General features: G+C 26.6%; 18 protein-coding genes. All 18 read right to left on the bottom strand.

The genetic code is table 11. The annotated features are described in order from the left end of the window. Nucleotides 1–121 precede the first annotated feature (121 nt). Entirely contained in the window at nucleotides 122–475 is a 354-nt protein-coding gene (locus tag E5347_RS09425) for a PRD domain-containing protein (protein ID WP_136006746.1), read from the bottom strand. A gap of 49 nt (nucleotides 476–524) precedes the next feature. Next, a complete protein-coding gene (gene yhfZ, locus E5347_RS09420; protein WP_136006744.1) occupies nucleotides 525–1,451 on the bottom strand; it encodes a GntR family transcriptional regulator YhfZ in 927 nt (308 codons plus the stop codon). Nucleotides 1,452–1,602: 151 nt separating this feature from the next. Next, nucleotides 1,603–2,967, bottom strand: coding sequence for a leucine-rich repeat domain-containing protein (locus E5347_RS09415; protein WP_168354941.1), 1,365 nt, complete (start codon nucleotides 2,965–2,967; stop codon nucleotides 1,603–1,605). Between the two features lie 190 nt (nucleotides 2,968–3,157). Then, nucleotides 3,158–4,321 (bottom strand): hypothetical protein, encoded by a 1,164-nt coding sequence (locus E5347_RS09410; protein ID WP_136006741.1) that lies wholly within the window; start codon nucleotides 4,319–4,321, stop codon nucleotides 3,158–3,160. A gap of 344 nt (nucleotides 4,322–4,665) precedes the next feature. Continuing rightward, nucleotides 4,666–5,745, bottom strand: a complete 1,080-nt coding sequence (locus E5347_RS09405) for a glycosyltransferase (RefSeq protein ID WP_136006739.1) — start codon at nucleotides 5,743–5,745, stop codon at nucleotides 4,666–4,668. A 2-nt stretch (nucleotides 5,746–5,747) separates the two neighbouring features. Continuing rightward, complete coding sequence (gene pssE, locus E5347_RS09400) at nucleotides 5,748–6,230, bottom strand: PssE/Cps14G family polysaccharide biosynthesis glycosyltransferase (protein ID WP_136006737.1); 483 nt, start codon at nucleotides 6,228–6,230, stop codon at nucleotides 5,748–5,750. Then, nucleotides 6,190–7,638, bottom strand: a complete 1,449-nt coding sequence (locus tag E5347_RS09395; RefSeq protein WP_136006735.1) for an oligosaccharide flippase family protein — start codon at nucleotides 7,636–7,638, stop codon at nucleotides 6,190–6,192. Before E5347_RS09395 ends, pssE begins: the two co-directional genes overlap by 41 nt. Beyond that, entirely contained in the window at nucleotides 7,635–8,600 is a 966-nt protein-coding gene (locus tag E5347_RS09390) for a glycosyltransferase family 2 protein (RefSeq protein ID WP_136006733.1), read from the bottom strand. Before E5347_RS09390 ends, E5347_RS09395 begins: the two co-directional genes overlap by 4 nt. Nucleotides 8,601–8,728: 128 nt before the next feature. Continuing rightward, nucleotides 8,729–9,562 (bottom strand): glycosyltransferase family 32 protein, encoded by an 834-nt coding sequence (locus E5347_RS09385; protein ID WP_136006731.1) that lies wholly within the window; start codon nucleotides 9,560–9,562, stop codon nucleotides 8,729–8,731. A 99-nt stretch (nucleotides 9,563–9,661) separates the two neighbouring features. Next, nucleotides 9,662–10,516 (bottom strand): ATP-grasp fold amidoligase family protein, encoded by an 855-nt coding sequence (locus tag E5347_RS09380; RefSeq protein WP_136006729.1) that lies wholly within the window; start codon nucleotides 10,514–10,516, stop codon nucleotides 9,662–9,664. After that, nucleotides 10,513–10,971, bottom strand: a complete 459-nt coding sequence (gene pssD / locus E5347_RS09375; protein WP_136006727.1) for a PssD/Cps14F family polysaccharide biosynthesis glycosyltransferase — start codon at nucleotides 10,969–10,971, stop codon at nucleotides 10,513–10,515. Before pssD ends, E5347_RS09380 begins: the two co-directional genes overlap by 4 nt. A gap of 36 nt (nucleotides 10,972–11,007) precedes the next feature. Then, on the bottom strand, nucleotides 11,008–11,661 hold the full coding sequence (locus tag E5347_RS09370) for a CpsD/CapB family tyrosine-protein kinase (protein ID WP_136006725.1): 654 nt from the start codon (nucleotides 11,659–11,661) through the stop codon (nucleotides 11,008–11,010). 169 nt (nucleotides 11,662–11,830) lie between these two features. Further along, the gene (locus tag E5347_RS09365; protein ID WP_136006723.1) at nucleotides 11,831–12,541 is read right to left on the bottom strand and encodes a YveK family protein; all 711 of its coding nucleotides are present in this window, start codon (nucleotides 12,539–12,541) and stop codon (nucleotides 11,831–11,833) included. A 417-nt stretch (nucleotides 12,542–12,958) separates the two neighbouring features. Beyond that, nucleotides 12,959–14,980, bottom strand: coding sequence for a cellulose biosynthesis cyclic di-GMP-binding regulatory protein BcsB (locus E5347_RS09360; RefSeq protein ID WP_168354940.1), 2,022 nt, complete (start codon nucleotides 14,978–14,980; stop codon nucleotides 12,959–12,961). A gap of 4 nt (nucleotides 14,981–14,984) precedes the next feature. Continuing rightward, on the bottom strand, nucleotides 14,985–16,286 hold the full coding sequence (locus tag E5347_RS09355; RefSeq protein WP_136006719.1) for a glycosyltransferase: 1,302 nt from the start codon (nucleotides 16,284–16,286) through the stop codon (nucleotides 14,985–14,987). A gap of 11 nt (nucleotides 16,287–16,297) precedes the next feature. Beyond that, the gene (locus E5347_RS09350) at nucleotides 16,298–17,020 is read right to left on the bottom strand and encodes a hypothetical protein (RefSeq protein ID WP_136006717.1); all 723 of its coding nucleotides are present in this window, start codon (nucleotides 17,018–17,020) and stop codon (nucleotides 16,298–16,300) included. Beyond that, nucleotides 17,001–17,876, bottom strand: a complete 876-nt coding sequence (locus E5347_RS09345; protein WP_136006715.1) for a diguanylate cyclase domain-containing protein — start codon at nucleotides 17,874–17,876, stop codon at nucleotides 17,001–17,003. Before E5347_RS09345 ends, E5347_RS09350 begins: the two co-directional genes overlap by 20 nt. 676 nt (nucleotides 17,877–18,552) lie before the next feature. Continuing rightward, complete coding sequence (locus E5347_RS09340) at nucleotides 18,553–19,650, bottom strand: glycosyl hydrolase family 18 protein (protein ID WP_136006714.1); 1,098 nt, start codon at nucleotides 19,648–19,650, stop codon at nucleotides 18,553–18,555. Nucleotides 19,651–20,018: the final 368 nt, after the last annotated feature.

The raw sequence follows: 20,018 nt of genomic DNA, 5'->3' as shown, positions 1-20,018 counted from the left end.
CTCCATTTATAAATTATTTTATATTTAAAATCTTTAATTATTAACTTATATAGTTTATTTTAAAATTATTATATTTTTTTAGTATTTATACTTATAATTTCTATACACGCTACTTTAAATTTTATGATTGACTTAACAATGTGCAAATATGCATTATTATATAATTCACTTCTTCATCTGGTATTTCGCCTAAAACACCCTTTAAATCCTTTACAATACTTACAGCATCATTGTAGCTATCTTCAAGTTTTAAAGATTCAAGAACTACTTGATCTAAGTCATTAACAGTTTCATTTTTATCTATTCTCTCTAAAGCTGAAGATAAATGAGTTATAAACATTGAAGCATTTTCTTCCATAAGTTTAATATTTTTAACTTCATCAAAATATTTAATTACTTCTAATATCTTATTATAATTTTCTTCTGATAATAATGCTGAATCCCTTAATATATTTAATCTTATTGCTAGTTCCATCCCTATCCTCCAATATACACTTTTTTGTACTTTCATTGAATAAATACCCCTAGTATTGAGGCATTATCTTTTTCTCCATAACTAATCTTTGATACTCCTTCACATCTTCTATATCTAAAACTCTAGAGAAAAGTGCTGGTACTATAGAGTTCCTTTTATTAGCTATTATTACTGCTTCAGTATCCTTTATATTCTTTTCTTCCCTGTTTAATGGCATAAATTTAATATCATCTTGTCTATCTTGTAAATCATCTAAGTTCCATATTGCAGCATCTATTTCATTTTCCTTAAGAGCTGTTATAAACTGACTATAATTTAAATTAACATACTCAACTTCTAAATCTTCAAAATAAGTTTTTGTCAACATAAATTGATCTATAGATGATGTATCTATTCCAACTCTTGTCCCTTTTTTAAACATACCATCGAACTTCTTAGAAACTACCATAATATGCTCATTAACATAACTAAAATCTCCAAAGGTTTTAATTATTTGAATATCTTTATTTTGTTCTAAATAGAAGTCAGCTGTTAATCTTGAAGTTACTGCAAAATCATATCTGCCATCTTCTAATGCCTTTAATCTGTGATTAGATCCTCTCATAAAAGCAAGATTAGTATTAACTCCACTATCATTTAAGCATTTACATATTCCAGTAGCTAACCCTTCATATCTCTTAGAATATGGAAGTGGCATAACGCCTACTAAAGATTTAATTCCAGTTAACTCTAAAAGTCTTATATAGTTTATTTCTTTAATAAAGGTTCCTAAATGTCCTCTTGACTCTAAAGTTAATGCATTTTGATCTTTTAAAAACTTTATGGCAGACTGGATAGTTCCCCTAGCTGTTTCATAAGTTTCTGCAAGCTCTGCAACTGTTTTTATTCTATCACCTTCATTTAATTGTAAAAACTCTATCGCTAATGAATTAATAGTTATTCCAAGCTTCTGCATCAGCTTACTTTGAACATCCACTCTATCACCTCGCTTCAATGTACAATATTTTGTATAATCATAATAACATCTTATGAATACATTTGCAATAGTTTTTAGAAAATTTAAATTTTAATAAAAATAAGTTGCTATAACTTCTTATATTATAGCAACTTATAGATTTTTTTATCTATTATCTTTTCTTTCTAACTAAGACTGCTCCACCTGAAAGTAATGCTAAAGATAATAATGGTAACGAACTCTCTTGTCCTGTTGCTGGAAGAGTAGTTGTTGTATTGCTATCTTTACTATCTAATGCATCATTTTCACTTTCTAATATATCATTTCCATCTTCTTTATCAACATCATTTTCTTTATTATTATCTGTATCAGTATTTCCTTCGTTAAAATTTGTATAGGTAATTGGTTGTAATACTATTCCTGAAAAAATTCCATTAGCATTTCCTATTTCTATATCCTTTACAAATGAATAATTCTCAAATCCATTTTTTAATATATTATCCCACTTAATCTTATTTGTTTCTGAATTATAATTACCGCCACCGCTAATTTCACTAGGTTTTATAACTTCTCCATTAAGACTTACTAATACATTGTCTATCTCAAGAGAAGAATCCTTTGCTTCTAATGAAAATAAATAAATCTCTTGATCGCTTATATCAAAATCACCTAATTTTGTTAACCCTTCTAATCCTTCTATTTTATCAATCCTATTTTTTGTTAAATATAAGTATTCTAAATTAGTTAACTCTTCTAATCCTTGTACTTCAGCAACGTGATTATTTGATAAATCTAATAAACGTAATTTAGATAAGTGACTTATATTTTCAATATGATTTATTTCATTATCCCTTAAATATAAATACTCTAAATTAGATAATTTTTCTAATCCTTCTATAAAGTATATACCATTATTTGATAAAATCAGTCTATTTAAGTTAGTTAATGTTTCTAACCCTTCTATTATAGCAATCTGATTATTATCTAAAAATAATTGTTCTAGGTTACTTAATTCTTCTAATCCCTCTATCTTAGTTATGCTATTTCTTGATACATCTAAAAACTTTAAATTCTTTAGATTCTTAAAAACTTTAAGATCACTTATTCTATTTCCTGCTACATCTAATCCTTCTAAATTACTTAAGTTTTCTATAGGCTTAAAATCCCTAATTCGATTATGCATAAGTTCAAGATATTTTAAGTTTTTGCAATATTGTAATCCTTCAATACTACTTATTCCACTATTTACTGCATTTATTTCAGTTATATTTTCAAGTTGCTCTAAAGTAATATCATCATTTTCAGACTGATTTAATACTTTATTTAGTACCTTTTTTAAATTAGCATCTGGTATATTAACTATTTCATTTTGCTTTTGTAATACTTCAATAGACTCTGAAGTTTTTTCATTAGAAGTTTCATTTTGGTAAGATTGACTAGTGTTATTTTCATCAGCTAAAACATTTACAGCAGGTGATGATACCTGGCTAATCATTAGTACACTTAATATTAAGGCATACTTTTTGTACATGTTCATAAAAAACACTTCCTTCATTTTTATTTGTAATTACATACTAATTATATCATATTTTGTAAATATAGTATAATTTGTAATAATTAAAATAGCATATCTAAAAAAGCACATATCAGTTGTGATTATATTTATTATTCTTAGTTCAAATACAACATAAAATCAAAAAATTGATAAATCCAAAATCTATTATCTATTATGCTTCACTAAAATTTAAAGCTAAAAAAATATAAATCAAAAAAGTCAAAACTATTAAAATTCCCACTGTCTCTGCTAATCCATTATAACTAAATGGAATTATAAAAAGACAAATAAAATTAATAGCTAAAAGATAATTCCTTCTATTAATAAAGATACAAAGTGGAATTATTAATAATAAGAAAATCACTAATATTGTAGTTAAGATTCCATGATCAAAGGCAAACATTATAATTGGATTTTCAAAATTAACTACACCAAATAAATATTGGCTTACATAATTTGAATATCCTAACCCTCTTCCTAGTAAGAACTTTGGAAATAAATCAAAGAATAGCATATCTCTAATTCCAAGCATTCTTCCATTAGTAATATCTCCCCAAGCTGCTGTTTCCTTAAATTTATCCCATATAAATTTATTTACCATATCTGTAGATAAAAATATTCCTAACATAATTGGAAGGATCAAATAAGGGATACTTCTTCTTCTACAACATGAAAAAGTATAAATAACACCTAAAAATATAACTGCAAATAAAGATATTCTCCCTGCTGCAAGTACTGTCCCAGTTAAGGCAATTACTATATCTAGTAAAATTGAAAAATCTCCCTTTTCCTTAAAAAACTTATAATAAATCATATTAAAACTTATAAAAATACTATAATACCATCCAGAAGTTAATGGGTGTCCAACAATTCCACCTGTCCTACCTAACTTAATAGACATAATAACTTGAATCATAAAAGTAAAATAAATAAAAATATTAAAATACTTATACATCTTAGGAAAAATATACTTAATATCAATGTCCCTATAATCAATAAGTAAAATCATCATAGGGGCCAAAAATCCAATAATAGTCCTAAATAAGTCAGATAATCCATATCTATTCTTCAAAAATCCAAGAAAACATAAGGCCAATATAGAAATAAAAATCAAAAAATTAACTTTACTAAACTTATTCTTCCTCTGAAGAAACATAAAGAAAATTATAGCTACAGGCACTATATGGTAATTAAAAATGCTACTACTAGTAAAATCATTTAAATATCCTCGTATCCCCTGACTTACTATAAAAATAGCAAAAAACAAAATAATTATTAACTTCTCCTTATTATAATTCCTCAATTCACTTGTCTCACTTTTGATATAAACATCCATGGCCAGAACCCCTCTTTACAATTATCAATTAACAGTTAACAGTTAACAATAAATGTTGAAACTCAGCCACGTCTGAGTTTCCTCCTTCAGTCGGCCTTTATCCTCAAGATTATCTTGCTACTGGCTGCTGTCATATATTATGCGTGGGACTCCTTGAAGCCAAAGACAATTATCAATCAATAATTAACAATAAACGTTGAAACTCAGCCACGCCTGAGTTTCCTCCTTCAGTTGGCCTACATCTTAAGATTAAGTTACTACTGGCTACTGTCATATATTATGCGTGGGACGACTTGGAGCTTGCGACGGAGTCCGAGCATAATATATGACAGTAGCCTGTACAGTTAATCCCTCTTGTAAATTTTTTTGTAGAATTTCAGGTGTGAGTTTATATATTTCTCTGATGTAAAATTCATTATAAAAGTTCTATAAGCTCCTCTTTTTAAAGATTTATATAATTCCTTATCTTCATAAACTTCATTTATTCTTTTTGCAAAGACTTCTATATCCTTTGCTGGTACTAGATATCCATTTATTCCATTGACTATTTCTTCTGAAGTACCTGGAATACTTGAAGCTATTACAGGAATCCTTTGTGAAAATGCTTCTATTGGAGCTAGGGGTAGTCCTTCAATATAGGAACAAAGTAATACTAAATCTACATATTTCAAATGTTCAATTACATTATCTTTACTACCAAGCATGTACACATAGTCTTCAAGGTTGTTTTTCTTAATATAGCTCTTTATTCTACTATGCTCTTCACCATCACCAATTAAGAAAAATCTTATATTTTCATTAGTTTTTATAACTTCTTTTGCTATATTTACAAAATCATATATACCCTTATGCTGAACTAATCTTCCAACCTGGGCTATAGTAAAATATCTTTTCTTTTTATCTACTAAAATACTATCAACAATTTTATTTTCATTTTCTAACTCAACACTATTGTATATTGTAGTTATCCTATTTCTATCTATCCTAGAATTTTTAATTAATATCTTTTTAGCTGCATCACTTACAGAAATAATGTCAATATTCTTTAAGGCAATCCTTGTTAAAAAGAACTTATCATTCATACATACATGCTGTGTATGAACCACCTTTACTCCTGTTGAATAGGATACAATCTTAGAAATAAAAGTTGTTAACCTATGGTGACTATGAATCAATTGAATATTCTCTTCCATTACTATTTTTTTAATCTTAAATATATTTAGTATTATAGAAAAAATATTAAAAATACTTGGATCCTTAATTTTATAATGCTTAATTCCAAGGCTTAAAAAATCTTGAAGTAAAGTTCCCCCAGAGCTTGCCACTACGACCTTATTTTTATTTTTTATTTCCTTGCAAAGCTTAAATATACACTTGGTATCTCCTCCTAAATGAACAGAATTATTTATATATAAAATATTCAAAACTAGACTTCACCCTCTATACTCTTTTCTATCTGAAGAATTATATTACTTGTATTAGATACATATTCCTTAAATTCATGTTTTCTTACATTAATAATTGCTTCATTTAAATTACTTAAATCCTCAACCTTTTCTAAAAATCCAATTTCACTAAACTCATTAATTATTTGAATTTGATGATCATCTACATGCTCTGAAAAAGCTTTAAGCCTTGGAACTGCAATTACTTTTTTATAAAGCTTAACTGCCTTAATTATAGTGCCTGTTCCTCCATGAGTTATAACTATTTCAGATTTTCTTAATACCTCATCATACTCTTCTCCATTAATAAAATCCTTAAATTCATAGAACTTTGGCTTATAAGTGCTATAGCCTATTTGAGCAAAAACCTCTTCTTCTAGCTTTTTTTCTTCAATTAATTTATCTACTACCTTTAGTAATCTATTAAATTGAAACCTTTGAGTGCCAACGGTTATAAATATCATATAACTCCTCCCTAATAGGATTTTTGAAAATTACCATTAATGTACCAAAACATGCAAAACATAAAAAGCAGCTTATTATTAAGGAAATAAAATTAGTTTCTAAGAAATAAGTAGAAGTATTTACAAAAGCAAAGTTTATTACTCCAAATAAGAAATAAATATAAGTACCTTTAAATAGCATTTTTATATCTAAGTACTTTCTTACTAAAATTATTTTCAATAAAGTAGAAGTTACTTCTGCTAAAACCACTGTAACTACTGCACCTACTATTCCCACAAAAGGTATTAGAATAAAATTTAAAGTAAGGCTTACTATTGCTGCTGAAAAAATAGGAATCATATACTCCTTATTTTTACTAGTTGGAATAATAAATTGATTAGTAAATACAAGTCCAATAGGAATAATTATTGCAATTAAACTAATAGTCATCATATATGGAGTAATTGAAATAAACTTTTCTCCAAAAAATACTGGAACAAACTTATTTGCCACTGCTGCCATGGAGCTTGCTCCAAATACACCTATACAAATAGTAATTTCTAAAGATTTCTTTAAATACTTCCCAATACTTTCAATATTATTTTTCTCATAAAGATTAGCTATAGTTGGCATGAGGACAGTACTTAGTGATGTTATAAAAGCTAAGGACATCTTAGGAACTCTTAAACTTTGAGAATAATAACCAACATCTGCATAGGTAGTTAAATACCCTACTATAATTTGATCTACCACAGTATAAAACTGAATACATATTTGTGGAAGCAAATAAACTAAAGATTCCTTTAAATATAGTTTAATATTAACTTTTGAAAGGTTAGGCTTACCAATATACTTAGAAAGAGATATCCAATAAGTAATACATCCAAAAAAGCTAGCTAATGAATTAATTAAAATGTATTTATTTAAATCATCATAACTCTTAACTAAGGTAAATATTAAGATAACACTAATAACCCTAATTATTGTATTCCTCACTACTATCTTTTTGAAATTTTCAAGGCCTATATAAAACCAACTAATATCTAAAAAGGCTGATAAAACTATAGGAAATTGCAATAAGAATAATAAGGTTAAAGAGTTACCAAAGATTAAGAAGTATATTAAATACAACACTGTAGATACTGAAGTTGCAATAACTTGAAGAAACCATATATTAAAGAAGGTTTCTGTCATTTTTTCCTTATCATCTCTTTTATAAGCTATATGCTTACTACCATATCTATCTATTCCAAGCTTTCCAACTATTGAAAACACTACTGCAAAAGAAGCTGTATAATCACTTTCACCTATTCCATCTACCCCTAAAACCCTAGAAATATATGAAGCAGTTAAAAAAGGCAGGATTAAAATTAATGTTTCATAAATAATGTTATACATATAATTCTTAATAATTCTTTTATTACTCATAATCTTCTCTTTACTCTCTTTATAATATTAAATAAGCCTATTTTCCATAAAGCAATTCTAAGCTTATCCCTATAAGGTAATCCTCTTAAAAATAAAAATTCTCTAAAATGAAGATTTATATCCCTATACTTTGATTTTTTAAATCTTCTATAATTGTTCCTTAGATCTTCATTATTATAGTGATAAATAAAATAAGAAAATACATAACTCTTAAAAGTTTTAAGACTTTTCTTATTGACATCAATTCCTTTTTCTTCGATACAATTTATAATGCTAGTCATAGCATGATAATAATCTTCAGTTAATTTATTATTACCCTTATGAACTGTTGAGTCTTCTCTTTGCCTATAAAAATATAACTCATCATCTATATAGGTTATTTTCTTAGCCTTATTAATAACCTTGAAAACTGGAAATATATCTTGAATATATCTCCCCTTTTCAAAGGTAAAATTATTTTCCTTTAAAAGGCTATATTTAAATAACTTATTCCAAAGCTGCCCTTGAAACTTATACTTAAGCATCATGTCCACAACTTGAAAGCTACTATAAGTAATAACCTTTGGCATATCGCTTAAAGCTTTATAAAATTTATTTTCTTCATAATAAAGACAGTAATTAGAAATCACTATATCTGATTGACTTTCTTTAGCTTTACAAGCCATCTTTTCAACCATATCCTTCTTTAGAAAATCATCAGAATCTACAAATAAAATATAATCACCTTTCGCATGACTTAAAGCAAGGTTTCTAGCTTCAGATACCCCCCTATTATTTTGGGTAAAGATTTTTATTTTGGAGAACTTACTCTTATACTTATTTAGAATCTTTAAACTCTTATCAGTAGACCCATCATCTACAACTATTAACTCATAATCCTCATAGCTTTGATTTAATATACTCTTTAGTGATTCCTCTAAATACTTTTCTACATTATATATAGGTAAAATTATAGTTATCATTACAATCCTCTTTATTTTAATACTTTAGCTTGTACGCAGAAGCCAATTATTTGTCTATACTACTTGTCTAAATTAGTTATATAAACTAATTTATATAACTAATTGATAAATAATCTGAAAATATGCAATTAGCTTTTACTCCTAAAAGCTCTAATAGTTTTTAATAGTTTTTCCTTAACCTTTGACCTAAGTATTTGATGGGGCTTTCTCCAGGCACCTTCATAATGATGAATAGTATAAGTATTTTCAGTGATTATAGGTTCTTGCCAAGCATGTCTCTTAGGATAGAAATATTCTTTGGGATAAATAGCTACATTTCCTAGGAAATATTTAATTTCTTTATCATTAAATTTTCCTACACCTTCTCTATCAGATATATCTTCAGGATGAAGTATTTCCTCATAACCTTCTATTTCTTTAAGATCTTCTACTGCTATGAAATCCATAGAATCATTATTTATCAAATTTTCATCATACTTATATCCATTTTCCCTTGCCACTTTAGTTAAATGGATAGGTATTGCTAAGTCCTTTAAATTATCCTTATAATCATCATAATTTAAGTTATTATAGTAATTTAAAACTCCCCTTATAAACTTATCTTCTTTTTTGCATCCCCAAATTCCAAAGCCAATTTGATCATCTTCTAAGCCTCCAAAGGAAGAGTTTTTCAGTAAATCATCTAATGGCTTTAAGATTTCCATATCAGTATCTAGGTATATTCCACCATAATTATATAGAGCCCAAAGCCTTGTATAATCAGATACAAAGGCCCATTTTTTATCATTGAAAGCTTTATATGAAAAATCAAAATCTTCTACTTTAAAGTTATCTTCATTCCATTCTACTATCTTGTATTCTGGTAAATATTTTTTCCAAGTCGAAATACACTCTTTAATTAATTCTGGTTTCTTACCTCCACCAAACCAACAATAATGTATTATTTTAGGGATATTACTCATTCCACCCTCCCATAAACACTCTGCAAACTTATTCTTTTAAACTTACTTATCATATATCTTTTATCTTAAAACTTATTAATATATTTTCTATTTAAAATCCTATTTATTATATTTCTTTAAATCGATAAGTTTAGCTAATCTTAAATCTTCTTCTATAGGTTTAAACTTATCTGTTCCATTAGATGGAGTAAAAGTTAATTCACTAAAATATAACTTTTCATCTACAGCATTAAAATCAACTCTTATATATTCAAAACCACTAGCTAATTTTTCACTAAGTTTAATTAGGCTATCTAAAAACGCAGGCTTTTCAAAATTCTTTAGGGAATTTTTAGCTTTTCCACCTAAAGCAAGTCTTATCCAACTAGGCTCGTAATAATCCTCTCTATAATCCTTATATCTTCCTGTATGAATTTCAATTAATTGGGCCTTACCCGAAAAACAATGTAGCCCATATTCAATTAATTCACCATTTTTATCTTCTAAATATTCCTCGCAAATAATCTTCTTTTTAATATTTTTATATTGTGGCTCCTTAGTATATTTATAATAGTCTTCATTAAATAGCTTTCTTAAGGTCTTATTTGTTTCTTCAGTATCTAGCTGAGCTTTATCCTTGCAAACTATATTTTTATCTGATCCATCATTCATTTTTAATACAAACTTATCAGGTAAAACTTTATAATTAATTTCATTAACATCATCATATATACTAATAATCCTTGGAAGATACTCTTCTCCTATCTTTTCCTTAACAAAATCCCTAACTAAATATTTATCTACTAAACTAGTAAATCTCTCAAGATTTCCACAAGCCTTAATCCATTGAATTTTTTCCCCATAAAATTTGGGGTTATTTAAATTTAGAAATCTACCATAAGTCCTTAAATTATCTATTTGCATAACAAGCCTATCAGGCATATATGTGAAAATCTTTCGCATTGCCCTCTTCAATATATCCCCCCCTTATATATTGCCTTTGGATAAATATTAAGCATTTCCTCCCATTGAACATAAAATTCATCTGCAAACTTATATATTAATTTTCCTGTTAAAGTTGGACTACTAATCTTAGCAAAAGATTCAATAAAAATAATCTTTTTCCTAAAAATCTTAGCTAAGATACACATTGGGATAGTTGCTAAAGCTCCTGTAGATATTACTACATCAGGCCTTTCCAGAATAAATATATACATACTAATAATAGCGTTTAATAATAATTTTAAAATCCATATAAATTCATATCTATTAACTTGAAATAAATAATAAACTTTATTTATATTTTTTATAGCTTTGTACTTGGTTTTTTCAGTAACTACAAAGCTACTATACTTATCCATAATTGGCCCAAGCATCATTAATTGATCTAAGTGCCCACCAGTTGAAGCTATAAAACAAATCTTTTTCATTTAATCACCAACTTCATTCTTCTAGTTTTTTTATCCCTACTTTGCACCGTATTTTCCATAATATTTTCTTGTATTAATCTTTGCTCCATTTAAAATAGTTCCAATTACATTAACATTTATGCTTTTTAAAATTCCATAGGACTCTTTTATTTCATACTTCTTAGTTTTACCAGCTCTTACTACTAAAATAGTTCCATCAGCTTTAGTTGAAATAACTTGTGAATCACTAACAAAAAGTAATGGAGGTGTATCTAGAATAATGTAGTCATATTCCTCTTTTAATTCTTCAAGAAACTCTGACATTCTTTCAGAAGCTAATGTTTCCGATGGATTGGGTGGCATTCTACCTGAGGTTATTACAATTAAATTATCATTATACTTTCTCTCAGATATATTAAAACTTTCCTTATCTAAGAGTAGTTCTGATAAACCAGATATATTAGAATACTTAAACCTTCTATGGATATTAGGATTTCTAAAATCACAATCTATAAGGACTACCCTTTTCCCACCTTGGGCTAAGGTTAAAGCTAAATTAGAAGCCACAAAGGTTTTCCCCTCCCCTGGCTTAGAACTAGTAATTACTATAACCTTATATTTTTTATCTAAAGATGAATATTGTATATTAGTTTTTATTGTCCTAAAGCTTTCAGCAAGCATAGACGTATATGATTTTTCTACCTCCAGCATAGTCTCCCTCCTTTTTAGTAATTAAAAAATAAAAATGAAGAATTCAAGAGGTTTTGCACGGCAAAATTAAAAAATTAATTAATACAAAACACTTTTATTAAAAAATTCCACGTATTTTCTCTCTTAATTTCTCATTCTTTCCCTCTTACCTCTTCCCATTTTCATACTTTCATTCTTTCATTCTTTCATTTTTATCGTTTCGTGTTTTTTCTGTTAATGGCAGTACTCCTATAACAGGTAAATCAATATCATCTTCTAATTCTTCTTTACTACTAACAGTCTTATCTAAAATTTCTAAAATAAAAGCAAATATAATTCCAAATATAATTCCTGATAGTAATCCAATTGCTATATTAATTTTCTTATTAGGTGTAACTGGATTTTCTGATAATCTTACTTTTTGAAGTACTTTTACATTTCCATTGGGAACCAATTCTTTTGATATGTTAATAAACTCATCTGTAAGACCATTAATAATTTTTTTTGCTTCATCAGTATCTACACTTCTATAACTAACTTCTAGGATTTGAGTATCAGCAATAGCCAAAACTTTTAATTTTCCTAATACATCATCTACATCTAAATCCACCCTTGACTTATTAATGCTACTAGATAAAATATCTGGAGTCTTTATAATTTCAGAATAGGTCTTCATAAGGTTTTGATACATAATTACATCATTTTGACTATACGATTGATCTTCTCCTATAGATTCTTTGCCTATAAAAAATTTTGTTGATGCCTCATATTTAGGCTTAATTACATAAAAACTTAGTATTACTGAAGCAGCAGTAAAAATTATTATCATAATTAAAATAAGCTTTAGTCTTTTTTTTAATATCTTTAGAAAGTCTTCTATAGTAATATAGTTATCTCCCATAAATACCTCCCTCCTTAATCTATTAATCCCTAAAAAGATATTTCTCCTATAGTAGATTTTCTTAATTATATTTCTATTAATTAAGAATTATTACTAAAAAAGTAACTTGACTAAAAATTTAACTTTAATATTTCTAGTTTCTTAAAAAGCTCTTATTAAATCTAATAAAACTAATTTTATTTCTATATTTTATATTTCCAAAACTTCACGCTTACATAAAAACACCCCAGTTGATTAGAGAGCTTTTAACTACAAACTTTCTAATGAACTGGGGTTATATACCCTATGTCTTATATTTATTTTTTACCTCAATATAATTTAAGCTTTATCTATTACTTAAACTTATAATTATTTTATTTTACATTTCCTTTTGCTATTGCTAACTTTCTCTAAATCTCTTTCAATTTATAATCTGTTTTATTTTACCTTCTTATAATAAATAATATATATTAAACTTACTGCTCCCACTAATACTACTAAGGCAATTACAATATTATAATTTACTTTCTCTAAAGCTGTAATTTTTTTATTTTTATTCTTTACTTCTTCAAAATAGTCAATTACTCTTCCATCTTCTATTATCACTGCACCCTTATTACTTGCAACCTCTGGATACTTCTTTATAGTGTTATTAAGCTGATCCCTATCACTAGCAGTAATTAATAAAGTATTATTTGAAGTTAATTCAATAGCACCTAAGGATGATGTGTTTTGAATAAATAAGTTCTTCTCTATAAATTCACCATTATCTGAAATTGGTATTATAAGATCATCCTTTATATCTTTTATAGCTTCACTTGTAGTTAATGCAAATATTGCTTTATTATTATTCTCATCCTTGTTATTTTCAGTTTCTTTATCATCACTATTTTCAGTGTTATTACTATCTTTAGTATTTTCTCCATCACTGTCTATATAAAGACCATCTACACCTTGAGAAAGCTTCCCTAAATAATATGATATTTTAGATATGCTATCCACTGATAGGTTATCATAACTATCTACTAATATTCTTCCTTGAACCATTCCATTTAAATCTTGAAGAATTCCTTGGGAGTTATTTAAAGAATATTTATCTCTATCTTTTAAATCTAGGTTTAACTTACTATTATCACTATCTATCTTTACCCAAACATCTTCATGACTTTGAGATGTACAATATTCTGCACTAGGTCTTAAATTAAACTTTATTGAAATATTAAATGCCGTATTATTAAAATATTCCTCTGGAATAGAAAATTCTATTGTATCTTGAGCTTTCTCTAAAACAAACTTTTTACTTAAGATATTTTCACCGTTTATCTCTACATTTACATAACCATTTTCATAATCAACTAAATTAGAGTAGCTATATGCAAGGCTAACCTTATTTTCATTAGTTAATGTCTTACTTGCTGGAATAGTTAAGTAATAATTAAATTCCTTTATTCCATTACCAACTTGCGATGTGCTTTCGTAACCTAAATCTTTTAATGATTGGCTTTCGTTAAATTCTTTTTCATTAACTACTTTGCTTTTATCTAAAATATAATTGTTTTCTTTTATTTGAGCTAAGGAAGACTTAGTAGATAATATTCTGCAAAGTGTTTCTAATTGTTCCTCTGTTGATGTAATAATTAGAAAATGGTTCTTCTTACCTATCTTTCTTATGGCTATATAACCATTTTCCTCTGCATTTTTCCATTCTTCATCAGTAAGTAGCCCCCTAACTTGTTCTGCTGTTCCAATTACTATTGATTCTTTATCAAGATTATTTAAATCAGAATATTTAAGAGGGTTTATATCTACATTTAGTTCTTTATTTTTGTGAGCAAACCCTATTAATGTAGAAACTGATGAAACTTGAGAATAATTATAATCTACTAGTTTATTTGGTAATACAAGATTCACTTCTGCTCTTTTACCATCTGAATAATATGTATTATCAAAAATATCCCTTATATAAGTACTATCTGTTCTAGAATAATCAAAACTAAAAGATGATTTTTTTTCTATAAGAACCCAATTAACATCATTATTATATTCACACTTTTCTCTTGTAGATTTTAAAAATCCATTAATAACAATTGAATTTTCTCCTTTATTGATTAAATAATCTGGAACTTTAATAGTTAACTCACCATTAACATTCATTTTATCCATCATAATAGAATAAACCTTAGTATTGTTAACTGAAACTGAAATTGAAGATAAATCCTTAATTAAAGTTGGACTTTGTTTTATTTTTAGAGAAATAACAAAGTTAGAGCTCTTCATATTTTCAGGTACATAAAATGTTTTCCCTATTTTTTCACTTCCACTTAATAAGGTGTCCTCTTGCCAAGTATAGCTATAGACATTAGACTTCAAACTATCTGCTTTTACAGTCTTTGAAAAACTCATTATAAAAATAACAATAAATAATATAGGTACTAATATAATTTTTTTATACACTTTCATAACCTTAAAACCTTTCTGTTTTATACCATTTTGCTTCTCTTTTAAAAATAACATCACCAAGGTAACCATAACTAGCCTTTAATGATATTAATATAAACACCTGAGAATAAGTAAAGTATGATGCGCAAGAAATTAAGAAATTTTCAAATGTAGCTTGACCCTTATCACTTGCTAATCCAACATTCATCTGCAAAACAAATATTACATACATTAATATAAAGGATAAAGTAAAATTGAAGTTTATATTTAAAGATAATTTACTTACAATATCTAAAGACGGATTTATTAAATTAAGTATTATAGCAAGAATATTAAATATAAAAATCCCATCTGAAATTAATATAAATAATAAAAACCATATATAATTTAAAGAGTAAAATATAATATCTAGTTTAACCCTCCAGCTTACATTTGAAAATAAATCAGGTAAATTCTTAAATACAACATATATATTTCCCTTAGCCCATCTAGTTCTTTGCTTAATATATACTGAAAGTTTTTCAGGCTCTTGCTGATATGCCTCTGCCCTACTTTCATAAGCAATTAAATAACCTTTTTTCATTAAAGAAAATCCTAAATCTGTATCTTCTGTAATGGCTTTTGTATCCCATCCTCCAACTTTTTCTAAAATCCCTTTATTGATTATAAAATTAGTTCCTGGAATTTGTCCTAATTTAAATAAATGCCATTTCCCAGGGTTTACAACTCTTTGAGAAACTACAAGTTCAATATTTATACACTTTGTTAAAAAGTTTCTGTTTCTATTTCTCGCTTTATTTCTTCCAAAAACTGCAGCATATTTTAAGCTTTCAAAGCTCTTAATAATTAGAAACTTAAGAGTATTGCGTTCTGGAGCTGCATCTGCATCAAATATGCAAATCCATTCACCCTTTGCTTGTTTTAATGCTAAATTTAAAGCATGGGCCTTACCTTTTCCACCAGTTTCTTTATTAGTAGTTATTACATTGATTTTTCTAGTAGGATTCCTATCTTGTACTCCTTTTATTCTTTCTCCAGTAGAATCTGAAGAATTATCATTTATTACTATAATTTGAATCAAATCTTTAGGATAATTTAAATCTAATATTCTTTCTAAAGTTGAAGCTATAACCCTTTCCTCATTGTGAGCTGGAATCATTATAGTAACTGAAGGTAGTCTATCATTGTACTTGTCTAAGTCTACTGGATTTTTTCTTTCCTTTGAAACAAAACCAATAGCACCAAAAACAAAGACTATACTAATAATTACAGATACCCATATAGACAAAATTGATAATATAAAAATTAAATAATAAGCATTAAGCATCTTTCATCATCCTAATCTAAAAATCTTTCTGTTGACCACTTTCTAAATATTATAATTGCAGCAATAAATATAATTATACTAATTGAAAAGATAACAATGTTTATATAGCCAACATATATAACAAGCTTATCCATAAAACTTGGTTCCTTTATCCTTAAGCTATAATTTGAAATATCTAACTCTACACCATTAAGCTCATTGTTAGCTAAAAGTAAAGTACTTATATTAATATCATTACTCTTAACAACTAAGGCATAATTCACCTCATTTTCTCTTTCCTCATTAACTTCTGATATAGTTTTTAGTGGATCTACATCTATATTTATTATGTCAAAAATGATATTATTTTCTCCAATATAAAAGAGCTTATTATCTTTAATATTGCATAACCTAGATATTTCCAACTTCTTATCATAACCCTTTATTGCAAAATAGCTATTTTCAATATTCTTAACATCTTCTAAAATAATCCCTAAATTTATTTCATTTTGAAGTCCTTTAAGTACATCTATAACTTTTTTATCAATATTCTCATTTGGATCTATTACTACAAAAACAGGAATATCCTTATCCTTTAAAAGAATTAAGTCTTCATATAAATCCTTACTTTTTTTATCTTCTGAAATTATGTAAAAGCATTGCTTTAAGTTTTTACTATCTGCATTAACTACTGAAGTAAATAAGTTCATAACAATTACTAGAACTGTAGTAAACTTAATCAGAATATTCGCCATAAATATCAACCTCTGTAGACTTTTGAAGTTCTAATAACACGCTTTTATAATCTTTAAAAACCTCTTTCTTATCCTCTGAATAATCTAAGGTACCTGCTTTTAAAACTACATTGACTATATCTCCATCTCTACTCTTTATCTTTAATTGTCCAACACCTTCTAATATCCTTCTTACAGCTGGAGCAATTGATTTACTCGATGTTAATGGCGTAATCAGTACTATTCTACCTTCACTAACAATAAATTTATAATCCTCTTCCCTAATGCACTTTTGTACAACTGCTGCAATCTTTTCTTGTAAATTATTAAATTCTTTTACATCTAATAACCTTCTAAGGGTTTCAACAAATTCAAGCCTAAACATAATCATTGAAAAATAATATGATTCATATCTATTAGCTAAATGAATATTCTTTGATAAAACTTCTTTAAAGGCAAATTCATTTTCAAAACTAGTATTTTCATCTATCCTTAATTGTATTTTTTCTAATCTATTTAACTTTTCTAAATCATTTACTACTCTCTTTCTTGTTTTATTCATATTTCCTGCATAAATTGTTACAACCGGAATAAAAAACATAAGAATATAAGATACTAATGTAATACTGCCCTCACCACTAACTACATAAAAAACATATCCAACTATATATACTATTGAAAATATTATTGCTGGAATAATTCCTAAAAAGTAAGATAGTAAGATTGAAATTAATTCAATGACAGTTACTGTGAAACTTTCAATTGAAAATTTTTGTGTAGTATAAATATTTACAAAAATCATAAATATCTGAATAATAATTAATGTAATTAAAGCTAAATAAGCTTTTTCAAAACCTTCTAAATTCCTCTTATTCATAGTATTTTCTCCTATTAACCTTAAATTATCTGTTAATTAAATCTATTTATATCTATATACATTGCTCTCTTTTATAGCCTTTAATGTTTCTTCTTAACTTTCTTATAAGTTTTTAATTCGTAACACCACTTTTAAAACCTTATATTTTATTATATCGTAATTAAATAAATAATTATTAAGTCATTATATTTTATAATTTAAATACACAATATAAGCCTAATGATTTCAAACATTAAAGAAATAGTACGACATTTTTAAACAAATTACAACAATTTCACTACTGTCCTTATATATTATAATTAATTAAATATTGTAATTTAAATAGTATTATTTCACATTTTGATAATTATCTTATATTTTTTATTTATTTATCACATTTATAAGAAATAATTATCAATCGTTATAAATTTCTCAAACTTATTAAGGATAAATATGAAATTATTTACACTGCAATTGCTTTATAAAATATTGATTAATACTTATATTTTAGCTTTCTTTATATATTTTTATGTAAAAAATTAGACCTAACTATGATTCTATATAATCCCCAAGTATTTTATTAACTTCTTTATGTTTAAAAAGTATACTTTGTATCTCTAAACTTCACTTATTGCATAAAAACAACCCAGTTAACTATGAATTTTCATCACCCTAGTTAACTGAGTTGTTTTAATTGTTATTCTACTCTCCAAAGACTTACATCATAGCATTCTTTTAAGATAAAGCTTGCTAAATAATTTAGAGTTTCATTATCTGCATACCACACTTCATGATTTATATTATCTTTATCAGTATATTTAAAATATAAATATTTGCTTTCTTCGTCTCTTAGAGCTTCAGCATTGTATTCTCTAATTAAACTTTTGGCTTCCTTTTCTGTAACAGATACAACTTTTTCATTTCCATTAGCACTACTACCTTCACCTTCTGCCCAATCAAAGCCTCCAGTTGCCAAAGCAAAATCCTTTTTAACCTCATATTTATTCATTTCTTCTATTAAAGAAGTGATAAATTCAGCATTTGACTTTTCACCTGGGCCTGAAAATCCTCCATGAAGGTTATAGCACATCATAACATAAGTTGGCCCCTTTTCAAAATTAAGATTTTCAAAGGGAATATTAGGCTCTAATACTACTCTTAAATCTAATTCTTTTTCACTAGCCTTAGAATATAGTTCATTTATGAAGGTTATAAAGTTTTCCCAAAGTATCATATCTTTTTTAAGCCTTTCATAATCAATTTCAATTCCATCAAAGCCATACTCAATAGCTAAATTAACTATTTCATTAATATGATTTTCTCTAGATGATTTATCATATAAAAGCATCTTTAATACCTCAGTATCCTTCTGAATAGAGGAACCATCACTTTTTATAACATCATTTACTGTAGTTAAATACTTTTTATAATTAGAGTTTTTTGTATTATTATAAAAATCCTTTAATTTATCAAGAACTACTAACTCATTATTTTCATTAAAATTAGCTGCAAAATAAGAAACATTCTTAAGATCTCCAGGCATATTTTCAAAAAAAGTTTTTGATGGTAAATCCCAATAAGTTACCCAAGTAGATATTTTTACCCCATTTAAACTATTCTGGATGTTATCCATATCAATTACATTGCTATCCTCTTCTATAACTTCCTCTTTGTTATTCTTAAATAATGCACTAAATAGATTTCCACCTACCTTATTTACAAATAAAAACATTAAAAATATAGCTAGTACTATTATTAAGAATATTATTATTTTATTAATCAACCCCTTCTTCATAAATACCCCTTTTTTTACAATTAACAATTGCCAATTTATAATTAATAATTATTGATGTAATTCTTTCAGAATTACTGAAAATATTTTATTCCAAACTCAACCTAAGTTTTAAATTGCGTAGGCGTTTTAAAATATTATGCTCGCACTCCGTCACAAGCTCCAAGTCGGCTTACGCACAATATAATAAAAATTCCTTGAATAATTTAAATTTGAAAAAATGACGAATGCTATTTAAGCTTTGAGATACTGGGCCTACTAAAATATTTTAAATTCTGAATTACTAGCAAAGATAAATGGACGGTGAAATAAGCATATGGTGAAAAATTAGAAGTTCTTGGTGAAGTAAAAGCTGCTAGGCTTTAGAGCTG

It is taken from the genome of Clostridium sartagoforme (assembly GCF_004794105.1).
Classification (GTDB): Bacteria; Bacillota; Clostridia; order Clostridiales; family Clostridiaceae; genus Clostridium; species Clostridium sartagoforme_B.
The sequence above is the reverse complement of the archived record's forward strand: the minus strand, read 5'-3'. Positions and strand labels throughout refer to the sequence as shown.

Bases quoted from the DNA above. Each gene is read 5' to 3' on its own strand.
- E5347_RS09365 (WP_136006723.1), bottom strand. From the start codon at position 12,541: ATGGGAGATAACTATATTACTATAGAAGACTTTCTAAAGATATTAAAA.
- E5347_RS09340 (WP_136006714.1), bottom strand. From the start codon at position 19,650: ATGAAGAAGGGGTTGATTAATAAAATAATAATATTCTTAATAATAGTA.
- E5347_RS09395 (WP_136006735.1), bottom strand. From the start codon at position 7,638: ATGAGTAATAAAAGAATTATTAAGAATTATATGTATAACATTATTTAT.
- E5347_RS09425 (WP_136006746.1), bottom strand. From the start codon at position 475: ATGGAACTAGCAATAAGATTAAATATATTAAGGGATTCAGCATTATTA.
- E5347_RS09345 (WP_136006715.1), bottom strand. From the start codon at position 17,876: ATGAATAAGAGGAATTTAGAAGGTTTTGAAAAAGCTTATTTAGCTTTA.
- E5347_RS09385 (WP_136006731.1), bottom strand. From the start codon at position 9,562: ATGAGTAATATCCCTAAAATAATACATTATTGTTGGTTTGGTGGAGGT.
- E5347_RS09415 (WP_168354941.1), bottom strand. From the start codon at position 2,967: ATGAACATGTACAAAAAGTATGCCTTAATATTAAGTGTACTAATGATT.
- E5347_RS09350 (WP_136006717.1), bottom strand. From the start codon at position 17,020: ATGGCGAATATTCTGATTAAGTTTACTACAGTTCTAGTAATTGTTATG.
- E5347_RS09390 (WP_136006733.1), bottom strand. From the start codon at position 8,600: ATGATAACTATAATTTTACCTATATATAATGTAGAAAAGTATTTAGAG.
- pssE (WP_136006737.1), bottom strand. From the start codon at position 6,230: ATGATATTTATAACCGTTGGCACTCAAAGGTTTCAATTTAATAGATTA.
- E5347_RS09360 (WP_168354940.1), bottom strand. From the start codon at position 14,980: ATGAAAGTGTATAAAAAAATTATATTAGTACCTATATTATTTATTGTT.
- E5347_RS09410 (WP_136006741.1), bottom strand. From the start codon at position 4,321: ATGGATGTTTATATCAAAAGTGAGACAAGTGAATTGAGGAATTATAAT.
- E5347_RS09370 (WP_136006725.1), bottom strand. From the start codon at position 11,661: ATGCTGGAGGTAGAAAAATCATATACGTCTATGCTTGCTGAAAGCTTT.
- E5347_RS09355 (WP_136006719.1), bottom strand. From the start codon at position 16,286: ATGCTTAATGCTTATTATTTAATTTTTATATTATCAATTTTGTCTATA.
- pssD (WP_136006727.1), bottom strand. From the start codon at position 10,971: ATGAAAAAGATTTGTTTTATAGCTTCAACTGGTGGGCACTTAGATCAA.